Genomic DNA, 9,848 nt, shown 5'->3' on the forward strand with positions numbered 1-9,848 from the left:
TAAGTTCCGACCTGCACGAATGGCGTAACGATCCTGCGACTGTCGTGACAACCTGCCCGGCGAACTTGTGGTTCCGGTGAAGACGCCGGATGCCCGCCACTAGACGGAAAGACCCCGTGCACCTTTACTGCACCCTATCAATGAATTATGGGTCGGTCTGCGCAGCATAGGTGGGAGGCTTTGAATTCGGACTCTTGGGTTCGAAGGAGCCAACATTGAGATACCACCCTGATCGTTCTGTGATTCTAACCTAGCTCCGTAATCCGGAGCAGGGACATTGGTAGGCGGGTAGTTTGACTGGGGCGGTCGCCTCCTAAATTGTAACGGAGGCGCTCGAAGCTTGGTTCAGGAGGTTTGGAAATCCTCCTTTGAGTGCAATGGCATAAACCAGGTTAACTGCGAGACCAACAAGTCAAGCAGGTGGGAAACCAGGACATAGTGATCCGGTGATTCTGTATGGAAGGGTCATCGCTCAACGGATAAAAGGTACGCCGGGGATAACAGGCTGATCGGAGTCAAGAGTTCACATCGACGCTCCGGTTTGGCACCTCGATGTCGGCTCATCGCATCCTGGGGGTGTAGAAGCTCCCAAGGGTTAGGCTGTTCGCCTATTAAAGCGGTACGTGAGCTGGGTTCAGAACGTCGCGAGACAGTTCGGTCCCTATCTGTGGTGGGCGTAGGAGATTTGAGAGGGCCTGCCCTTAGTACGAGAGGACCGGGGTGGACGAAGCTCTTGTGTTCCAGTTGTCACGCCAGTGGCACGGCTGGGTAGCGAACTTCGGTCAGGATAAGCGCTGAATGCATATAAGCGCGAAACCTTCCTCAAGATGAGATCTCCCAAGCGAAAGCTAAGAAGGGCCGTGGTAGACGACCACGTTGATAGGCCGGGTGTGTAAGCACAGTAATGTGTTTAGCTTACCGGTACTAATAGCCCGTTCGGCTTGACCATAAAATTTACTCTTTGCACAGAGCTCCCGCTCTTTTGGCAACAAAGTGGACCCCGTCAATATTCAATGAAGAACAAAGCTCAAACGAGTTTTGGGTGACCATAGCGAGAGGGACCCACCCGTTCCCATCCCGAACACGGAAGTTAAGCCTCTCAGCCCCGATGGTACTGCGTGCGCAAGTGCGTGGGAGAGTAGGACGTTGCCCGAATTAAAACAAAAAGCCCCGGAGTCAATCCCGGGGCTTTTTTGCGTCTGCGATCACACACCGTCACCCCAACCACCCCTCTGCCAGACACTTGACCGAAGCAAGTAAGATACTTGACGATGTCAAGTAATTGTAGGGCGCAGTTTACCGTCACTTTGCGGTCGTTTACCGGTACTCCACCGTCGACCAGCCGTAGCAGGAAACATCCACAGTTCGTACGGAATCATTGGTTCGTGCGGCGGGTTGATCGTCTCAACGGAGGTGTTGGCCGGGAACACCAGGTTGAAGAAGCCGACCATCATTTCATCCCAGCTCTGATCGCCCCATTGGACCTCCTTGTTCGGGTCCGGGTTGAAGCGGTTGTTCATCGAATTGTCGAAGTAAGCGGTACAGGTTCATTGGAAGAGCCTCTGGTCCCGAACCCGATTTCGAGGAGGTAACTGAAAATCCAGAAGCAGGTCAAATGCGGGCTCCGGCTGAAGTGCAGCTCCGGATGCAACAGCGCCCCGATGAACTACTATTTGCGGCAAGGCAGCGCGTAGTCGATGGTGACGTTCAAACTGTTGCCTTTGAGAGAGCCGGGTTCGAAACGCCAGCGCCTGGCTGCTTCTATGGCTGATTGCCCGAGGAGCCGGTGGCCTTTGGCGGCTTCCGCCTTTAGGACTTCGCCGGTTTCCGGATTCACTTTCAGGACGAATTCGACCTCCCCCGAAATCTGCGCCTGCAACGCCAGTCGCGGGTAGCTGGGGGTGATGAAGTTGGTGAAGCGGTAGACCGCGGCGTTCTGCAGCTTCGGCTCCTCGAGCCGTTTTGCCTGCGAGGCCGTGATCGGTCCGTTGTAGTCAGAGAGGATAGCTCGAAAGCTGAGCTGTTCCGCGCTTCCCACATTGCCGCTTCTTGCTTCCATCAGGCCTCTGTCATAACGGCCAGCTCTCAGTTCGGGGACGAGTTTCTCGCCTGCCTGCTGCAGGGCCAAGTCCTCCGCTTCTGACGGGTCTCGAAACACATCTTTGTTGCCGAACGCAGCTTCGGTGATCTCCGAAGCGAGACTCCACAGGCGGGCCAGAGCTGGGTGGGCTGATTGGAGTTGTTCCATATCTACTTCCTGGGCGATCGGCAGGCCCAGTGAAATCGAAGTTTCGCCACATTGCGCGACGACGCCATAGCTGGCGGCTTCGAAGACGGATTGATTCTCCTTTGATTCTCGAAGGGCGGCGCGCAATGTGTCCGGATTCACGGCACATGGGTTGTTCTGGCCGACGAGTTGCGCGGGCGTTTTGCCGCTTACTCTTGCCTCGGTGGCCTGCACTATCATGCGAGGACAGTGGACGATATCCGGTGCGACGCGTATATAGCGGATTACGGAGTCGGGGCCGTCCTGTTTGACATCGATCAGCCTGTAATAGAACTGGAGGCCATGATCGGAGAAAGACGCTGAGACCACATAGAGTTCCGAGGGCCCAGGCCGGTCCGCTGCCTGGGCGAGCAGCGAGGTCAGGCAGCGGAGCAGGAGGCACCGAAGCATGTCAGCCACAGTGTACAACTGGGGCATCTTGGATTGGGGGGGATTGGAATACGGGAGGGGGATGGTAGCGCTAAGGGGATTCGAACCCCTATTAGAGCCTTGAGAGGGCTCCGTCCTAACCCTTAGACGATAGCGCCACGCTACTTCTTCACTATAACAAAGCCCCGGGCGTTTGCGAAGGGGGCGGTTCGTGCCGGGATTGGCCGCGCATGGGCCGGGTTCGATACAATTTGGGACAGCGAGGTTCGAAACTATGTCCGATTTCTATTCCGCATCGCGGCGCGGGTTTCTGGCCGCGGCCGTGGCCGCTCCCGCGATTTTGCGGGCGCAGGACGCGCCAGCCCGGATGAAGGTGGCGTTCATCGGTGTCGGCAACCGGGGCGGCTATCTGCTCAAACAGATGTTCGAGGTGCAAGGTGTCGATATCATCGCCATCTGCGACATCGATCCGGAAACGCTGAAGAAGGCCGTGGATGCGGCCACGGAAAAGGGCCATAAGCCGCAGGGCTATGCCGATTACCGCAAGATGATCGACCAGCGCAAGGACATCGAAGCGATTGTGATCGCGACTCCGGTGGACACGCACATCGGGCCGACGATTGCGTCGCTGGAAGCGGGCAAGCACGTCTACTGCGAGAAGCCGATGGCGCTGTCACCGGCGGAGTGCACCACGATTCTGAAGGCGACGGAGAGCGCAAAGGGCATCTACCAGGCGGGATTCCAACTGCGGCATGATCCGAACCGCGCGGCGTCGATCAAGTTCCTGCAGTCGGGTGGAATGGGCAAGATGCTGTACGCGCAAGGGTACCGGCATACCGGTGATTTGCCGCGGAACGAGCCTTGGCTGTTTGACCGGGTGCGTAGCGGCGACAACATTGTGGAGCAGGCGTGCCACATCATCGATCTCTTTGTGTGGGCGGTGGGCAAGGCTCCGCTGCGGGCAATGGGCTCCGGCGGAATCAACCTGTATAAGAATGTCCCCCCGGGGCGGACGACCATGGACAACTACTCCGTGATCTACGAATTCCCGGACGATATCCGTGTGACGTTCTCGCACATCTACTTCGATCCGCCGGCTTTCTCGGGCATCAAGGAACGGGTGTACGGCAGCGAAGGTGCGATCGACCTGGCCCAGGCGAAGTGGGTGAAGCTGGAGCAGAAGGGCGAGATCGCGCTGGAAGTTCCCGATGCCGGGCAGCGCGGGGATTTGCTGAGCGTGAAGGCGTTTATCGAGAATGCTCGAGCCAAGAAGCTGCCACTCAACAACGCTGTATCCGCGAAGAGGTCGACTCTCACGGCGATGATGGGCCGCAAGGCGATCTATGAGAAGAGAATCGTGACCTGGGAAGAGATGGGCGGCTAAGCCAACTGCCGGATCCCCTCGAGGATCCGCGCAGGGTTCACTTCGGGACACAGGATCAATGTCCCGACGGGGACGGTTGAAAATGCAGGGGGCGCTCCGGTGTCAACAGGTAGCCTGTTGGCGGCGGGGCGCCTTTTTGCGTCCCGGGCAGGTTGGGGCCGATGTAATCGTCATCCTGCCAATTGGCGGAGATAGGGTGGTCCATCAGGAGGTAGGAGAGGAAGCGGCGCAACTTGTAGTGACCCTGATCGAAACCCTGCAAGGCCACCGACCCGGGCGGGGCCTTGCGCAGAAGGTCGTCGAGTAGCTGCCAGCAGTTGGATTCGCAGCCGAGTTCTTCCTGCATGGTGAGGAGGCGCGGTTCGGCCAGACGGTAATGCTGGATGGCGCCGGTAGCCAGCCAGAGTGCCAGCAGGAGGCGCAGCACGGGCCGCAGACGGGTTTTCTCCCGCCACAGCAGGGCCAAGCCGGCACCCACGAGTACGAAGGCAGGGTAGGCCGCGTAGGTGGCTGCACGGGCCTGCCGCCAGGGGTCGCCGGTGGTGCCATCCCAGGGATTGACTGACCCAAAGCGGAACCACGTCCAGGCGGCGAGAAGCAAGGCCAGGATGGCTGCGAAGGGCAGCAACGGGGCGAGTCGTTTGGCGCGAGCCAGCCCGCAGGCCGCGGCGAGCAGGGTCAGCAGGCACAGCACCAGGTTGAGATGCGGCTGGAGGAAGAGGCTCATGCGGTCCTGCCAGGGTCCGGCGTTGAAGCCGGTGGCATGTTCCAGTGCCTCATGGGCCGAGAACGGCGAGTTGACTCCGGCCACGGCAGCGATCTGATAGCCAAGGCTGCTGGCGACGCGGGGCCACTCGGGTGCGGCGAGCAGGGCCCCGGCGGCGAGCGTGAGCAGCGCGGAGCGGCGGGCCGAGGGGGCTAGCAGCAGCACCAACAGGCTGGCGGCGGTGAAGGGGAGGGCTTCAGGGTAGGTATAGACCTGGGCACTGAAGCAGAGGGCGGCGGGGAGCCAGAAGCGGCCGCCTGCGGCAGCCAGCGCGGTGGCTGCCAGACCGAACACGAGGCCGAAAGACTGGGGCAGGAAGGCGTGCACGGCTCCGAAGGTGATACCGGAGAGCGTGAGGCCGGGCAGGAGGCCGAGGACGAGGCAGAGGCGGCGGCGAGCGGGGACGGCCAGGGAGATGGCGCCGCTGAGGGCGAGTCCGCCGCAGGCGAGTGGAAGCGCGATGACAGAAGGGAAGACGCTGTGCGGCCACTCGCTGCCGGTGAGCGACTGGATCCAGGCCAGCAGGAACGAAGCGCCCATGCGGTGGTGGCCGTTCTGGTAAAGAAAGACCTGCGACAGGGCGGGGTGGAGGGGGTCGCGGGTGACGGCTGCGAGGAAGGCGTGGGACTGGAGCCAGCGGGCCTGGACGAGGTAGGTGAAGGCGTCGTTGAAGGGATTGAAGGCGTGGAAGCGAAGCAGGCAGCAGAAGAGGCTGACGGCGCCGGCTAGAGTGGCGGGCAACAGCAGCCAAAGTTTCCCGGTGAGAATTTTCGCCTGATCGCGCAGGCGCCAGGCGCTGAGGGCCAGCAGGAGGAAGGCTGCGACGAAAGCCGCGAGGCGAGGGAAGCCGGTGGTCCAACCGAGCAGGGCGGCGGTGTGGATCCAGACAGCGAGCCCGGTGACGGGCGAGAACCAGAGGGCGGCGTGGGGTTTGTGGTGCGGCTTACAGAACGTGAAGACGGCGCGGCCGGTGAAGGCGCAGGCGAGCAGCAGCACGAACAGGAGCAGGACGCTGCCCGCCAGCCACACGGATCAGGATCTTCCTTTCAAGCCCGGACCTTTCAAACCCAGCATGCGGCCGGCAGCGCGCCAACTGATTTGGGCGGCCCAGTCCTGGAGGAAGCGGACCGGATGGCGGCTGTTCTTGGTAAGGCCTTCGGGGAGGCAGGCGAGGTAGGCGTAGAGCGAAGGCTCCAGCGGCTCGAAGAACTGATCGCGGCCGTCGAGCTTGTTCACGCGGCGTGAGTAAATCCACGAGAAGGGAACGTACTCGAAGTGGCGCAGCAGCACCTGTTCGCCTTCCTGGAAAGCCTGCTGGCGCTGGCCGAGGCTCTTGTTGGCGGAGTGCATACGGGATAAGGCCCATTCACCGGGCACATAGACCATGCGGCCGAGGCGGGAGAGGCGGATCCAGAGGTCGTAATCGAAGGCCGACTGCAGGTGGGGGTCGATGCCTCCGCAGGCGCGGTAAGCGTCGGCGCGGAAGAAGCAGGCGGGCTGGCAGATGAGGCATTCCTCGGAGAGGTGGCGGGCGGCATCGGCGATGACGGGATAAGGGCGGATGAGTTGCAGGTTCTGGTCGACCCAGGAGGCGCCGCTATAGACGGCGACAGCGTCGGGGTAGCGTTCGAAGGCCTGGGTGACCTGGGCGAGGGTCCCGGGCAACAGGACATCGTCGGCGTTCAGCCAGGTGAGGATGCTGCCTTGCGCTTCCTGAAAGGCGCGCTGGAGGGCTGCGGCGGCGCCGCCATCTTTCTCGGAGCGCCAGCGGAGGCGGCCATTGAAGCTACGCAGGAGCTCCACCGTACCGTCAGAGGAACCACCGTCGGCGACGAGGTAGTCGCACTGAGCACACTCCTGGCTGAGCACGCTATCGATGGCGCACTGAAGATATTCCGCCATGCCAAATGTCGGCGTGACGATGGAGATTGTGTTATTCAAGCGACCTACTACAGTATGTTACGGTGAGAGCGGAAATAGAACCCTGCCCACCGAGATCATGCGCATCGCAGTCAACGTCCGGCACTATCTTAAAGGGCGTATCGGCGGACAGGAGAACTACCTGCAGGGTATCCTGCGCGGTTTGGCGCAACGCGGGCAGGAATTGACGGTTTTCGCCCAGCCTTCGGAGAGGGAGGCGGTGCGCGAACTGGTGGCGGGTCCGGTGGATGTCAGGCCCATTCCGGAAGAGGGCCGGCCTATGATCCGGGCGATGGCCGGGGGCGGATTTGACCTGCTGTTCTGCCCGCTGCATACCCTGGAGCCGCTGGATCCACCTATCCCTTCCGCGGTGATGATACCTGATCTGCAGCACGAGTTTTTCCCTGCTTATTTTGACGATCGGGAGCTGGCGCGGCGTTGCAGGAACTATGAAGCGAGTGCGAAGAATGCGTCCCAGGTACTGACGTGTTCGGAGTATTCCAAGCGCACGATTGTCGAGCGGTATCAGGTGGCAACGGAGAAGGTGGTGGTGTGCGGGCATGGCGTGGACGGGGCGTTCCTGGCAGGCGGGCCAGCGCCGGAGGAGTTGATCGGGGCGCTCGGGCTACCGGATGAATATCTGTATTTCCCGGCGTTCTACTGGCCGCACAAGAACCACGCCAATGCGCTGCAGGCCTTGCGGCTGGTGCGTGAGCGCGGGGCGGTGCGGCTGCACCTGGTGTGTACAGGTGGGGGCGATCGGGCGAGGGTGCAGGCCCTGGTGGACGAGTTGGGCCTGGGCGAGCGTGTGAGGCTGCTGGGCCGGGTGGAGAGCGAACTGGTGCCCGAGCTGTACCGGCGGTCGCGGGGGCTGCTGTTCCCCACCCTGTTTGAGGGCTTCGGGATTCCGGTTCTGGAGGCCATGCACCTGGGTGTGCCGGTGATTACGTCACAGGGTGGTGCGGCGGAAGAGGTGGCGGGCGGGTGCGCGGTATTGGTGAAGCCCGAGGATCCGGCTTCGATTGCCGAGGGGATAGGACAGGTGATTTCCGGCGGCGAGTTGATCCGGCGATTGGAGGGCGAGGGACGCGCACGGGCTGCTGGCTTCACGTGGGAGCGGGCCGTGGACACGACGCTGGCGGCTTTGCAGCGAGTGGCGGTGGCGGGGTATCGGGCTCCGCCGCAGATTGAGGTAGCGGAGTGGCCGGTGGTTTCGGTCGCGCTGGTGGGAGAGGAACCGGCGATGGCTTCCGCGCTGGATTCGGTGGTGACCCAGGAGTATCCGCATGTGGAATGGCGAGCGGTGCGCGAGGCCGGGGCGGCTGGCTTCACTGGGGCTCTGCTGAATGTGTTGCGGCCAGGAGATGCGTGGCTGCCGGGTGCGGCGGCCAGGGTGGCTCAGGCCTGGCGGAGGAATCCGCGGGCCGGCGTGATCTATGGACTGGCCCGGGTGGGCGAAGGGTTGATGGGGACGGCGCCCTTTGTTTATGAAGACTTGAACTACGGGCCGGTTTGGGCGCGGGCGGCCGCGTTTTACGGACGGGCGGCGTGGGAGCGGGCCGAGGGATCCGCGCCCGCTGACGGGGGAGGACCCGAAGGCGCGGTGCTGGGCGAACTGAGGGTGGCCCTGCGGGTGGCTCGCGGTCATGCGGTGATCGGACTGCCGGAATGCCTGGCGGAATGGGGCAATTTGGCGGCGCTGGACAGTGTGGCTCTGGAGCGGCTGCGGAGTGAGGCGATCGCGTTGATGCTGGAGCACTTTGCGTATGTCCCGCCAGAGTGGATGGATGGCCGGTCGGTGCTGCGGTTGTTGGGCGGCTCGGGTGCGATGAGCGGCCGGTGGCGGAGCCTGTGGAGAGGGTTGGCGGCCAACCGGGGCCGGCGGCAGCGGTACTGGCGCGAGTGGCGGCAGGATGGGGGCTCGCGGTGAGCGAAACGTATCATCCGCTGGTGACGATTGTCACCCCGTCGTACAACCAGGCGGAGTTCATCCGCGCCACGATTGAGAGCGTGCTGGGCCAGGACTATCCACGAATCGAATACCTGGTGATGGATGGCGGGTCGAATGACGGAACCAGGGCGATTGTGGAGGAGTATGCCGGGCGCCTGACCTTTGTCTCCGAGCCGGATGGGGGGCAGAGCGGTGCGATCAATAAGGGATTCCGGCGGGCGGCCGGCGAGATTGTGGCGTGGGTGAATTCAGACGATGTGCTGCTGCCGGGCGCGGTAGCGGCGGCGGTGCGCGCGTTTGCCGAAGCTCCGCTGGCGGGCGCTGTGTATGGAGAGGGCTACTGCATCGACCGCGAAGGTCGGATCACGGGCCGGTTTCCGGCGACGGAGCCCTTCAATCTGTGGCGGCTGACCTGGGTTTGCGACTCGATTCTGCAGCAGAGCGCATTCTTTCGGCGGGCCGCGGTGGAGCAGGTGGGATGGCTGCGGCAATCGCTGTACTGGTCGATGGATTGGGATCTGCTGGTGAAGCTGGGCAAGCGGTTCGGGCTGCAGTATTGCCCGGACTACCTGGGGTGTCTGCGGGAGTATGGCGAGACGAAGACGGCGTCGGGCGGGGGGCGGCGGTTCCGCGAACTGTGGGCGACGCTGCGGCGGCAGACGGGGTGCTGGTGGGCTCCGGGGTGCTGGTATTACGGGTTGGACACGTATGACAAGATCTGGAGCGCGGCGCTGCGACGGGTGGGGTTGGCCTGGTTGGGTCAGCGGGTATTCCAGTTGTGCCGCTGGAAGATTGACAGGGTGGCGCTGCACGCACAAGGCTACTATCCGGGTGGTTGGGCGGGGCGCAGGATGCACTGGATGCTGCCGGGCGGGACGAGGCGATTCGTGGTGAAGGGGGAGATTCCGGCGTGGCCGGAGGCTCCGTCGGAGCAGAGGATCCAGGCGAGCTCGGGTGCCGTGGCATTGGCGGAGAAGACGTTTGGGCCGGGGCCTTTTGAGTGGCTGGTGGAGTTGGGCGAGGCTGGGGCCGGAGACGCAGTGTCCCTGGTGTTTGTGGCGCGGTGGAGTGTGCGGGGGGCGGCTGGGGTACGAGTGAGCTGGCGGATGAGCGAGATTCGCATTTCATAGTCTTTTCCTCCGATTCGGGCTTCCTGGTCCGATATGCCGGA

Annotated in this window: 7 protein-coding genes, 1 tRNA gene and 2 rRNA genes (1 of these 10 only partly in view); 5 read left to right on the top strand and 5 right to left on the bottom strand. The window is 62.7% G+C overall.

Features of this window, described 5'->3' with window-relative positions; genetic code table 11:
• Both ACR9Y2_RS12640 and rrf read left to right on the top strand, forming a co-directional pair.
• A 23S ribosomal RNA gene (locus tag ACR9Y2_RS12640) occupies positions 1-949 on the top strand (it extends 1,989 nt beyond the left edge of the window).
• Positions 950-1,038: 89 nt separating this feature from the next.
• Positions 1,039-1,155, top strand: a 5S ribosomal RNA gene (gene rrf / locus ACR9Y2_RS12645).
• A gap of 119 nt (positions 1,156-1,274) precedes the next feature.
• Here the strand turns inward: rrf and ACR9Y2_RS12650 are convergent.
• The 3 genes from ACR9Y2_RS12650 to ACR9Y2_RS12660 form a co-directional block, all read right to left on the bottom strand.
• On the bottom strand, positions 1,275-1,520 hold the full coding sequence (locus ACR9Y2_RS12650; protein WP_435041664.1) for a hypothetical protein: 246 nt from the start codon (positions 1,518-1,520) through the stop codon (positions 1,275-1,277).
• A gap of 149 nt (positions 1,521-1,669) precedes the next feature.
• Positions 1,670-2,677, bottom strand: a complete 1,008-nt coding sequence (locus ACR9Y2_RS12655; protein ID WP_435041665.1) for an energy transducer TonB — start codon at positions 2,675-2,677, stop codon at positions 1,670-1,672.
• Positions 2,678-2,739: 62 nt separating this feature from the next.
• A tRNA-Glu gene (locus tag ACR9Y2_RS12660) sits at positions 2,740-2,814 on the bottom strand.
• 116 nt (positions 2,815-2,930) lie between these two features.
• On the opposite strand from ACR9Y2_RS12660, the gene ACR9Y2_RS12665 reads away from it, so the two are divergent.
• Positions 2,931-4,040 carry a Gfo/Idh/MocA family protein gene (locus ACR9Y2_RS12665; RefSeq protein ID WP_435041666.1) on the top strand — a complete coding sequence of 370 codons (1,110 nt, stop codon included), beginning with the start codon at positions 2,931-2,933 and terminating at the stop codon, positions 4,038-4,040.
• 55 nt (positions 4,041-4,095) lie between these two features.
• Here ACR9Y2_RS12665 and ACR9Y2_RS12670 read toward each other — a convergent pair whose 3' ends face one another.
• A complete protein-coding gene (locus tag ACR9Y2_RS12670; protein WP_435041667.1) occupies positions 4,096-5,835 on the bottom strand; it encodes a hypothetical protein in 1,740 nt (579 codons plus the stop codon).
• A gap of 3 nt (positions 5,836-5,838) precedes the next feature.
• A complete protein-coding gene (locus tag ACR9Y2_RS12675) occupies positions 5,839-6,747 on the bottom strand; it encodes a glycosyltransferase family 2 protein (protein WP_435041668.1) in 909 nt (302 codons plus the stop codon).
• A gap of 58 nt (positions 6,748-6,805) precedes the next feature.
• Here ACR9Y2_RS12675 and ACR9Y2_RS12680 point away from each other — a divergent pair, with 58 nt between their 5' ends.
• Complete coding sequence (locus ACR9Y2_RS12680; protein WP_435041669.1) at positions 6,806-8,656, top strand: glycosyltransferase family 4 protein; 1,851 nt, start codon at positions 6,806-6,808, stop codon at positions 8,654-8,656.
• Positions 8,653-9,807 carry a glycosyltransferase family 2 protein gene (locus ACR9Y2_RS12685; RefSeq protein ID WP_435041670.1) on the top strand — a complete coding sequence of 385 codons (1,155 nt, stop codon included), beginning with the start codon at positions 8,653-8,655 and terminating at the stop codon, positions 9,805-9,807. The genes ACR9Y2_RS12680 and ACR9Y2_RS12685 overlap by 4 nt, the downstream gene beginning before the upstream one ends.
• Positions 9,808-9,848: the final 41 nt, after the last annotated feature.

This window comes from Paludibaculum fermentans (genome assembly GCF_051172195.1).
Taxonomy (GTDB): domain Bacteria; phylum Acidobacteriota; class Terriglobia; order Bryobacterales; family Bryobacteraceae; genus Paludibaculum; species Paludibaculum fermentans_A.